Annotated in this window: 1 protein-coding gene; it reads left to right on the top strand. The window is 44.2% G+C overall.

The window, feature by feature from the left end:
- On the top strand, positions 1 to 390 hold a 390-nt coding region (locus A3757_RS04670; protein WP_304439173.1), incomplete at its 5' end, for a putative PEP-binding protein.
- Positions 391 to 464 lie beyond the last annotated feature (74 nt).

The following is a 464-nucleotide window of genomic DNA, read 5'->3' as shown; positions in this document are numbered from 1 at the left end:
GAGAAAGGCCTAAAGCGTGGTGAGAACGACCTGAAAGTCATTATGATGTGTGAGCTGCCTGCAAATGCTATTTTGGCAGATCAGTTCCTGGAGCACTTCGATGGTTTCTCAATTGGTTCCAATGATTTAACTCAGTTAACACTCGGTATCGATAGAGATTCTGGAATCATTGCTCACTTGTTTGATGAACGTAACGAGGCGATTAAAGCACTACTGGAAAATGCTATTAGCGCTTGCAAGCGAGCAAACAAATACGTTGGTATTTGTGGGCAAGGCCCCTCAGACCATCCTGACTTAGCGCGTTGGTTAATGGAGCAGGATATCGATAGTATTTCACTAAATCCCGATTCGGTGCTTGATACCTGGTTCTATCTAGCTGATAACAGCTAAAGTCCTGATCAGAGTATTGTTGTTTATGCTACCAGTGCTTCGAAATGCACTCATACTGATTGGCGGGTTGCTGC

This window comes from Oleiphilus sp. HI0117, assembly GCF_001635235.1.
Note: the sequence above shows the minus strand (reverse complement) of the source record. Positions and strands in the feature narration are given on the sequence as shown.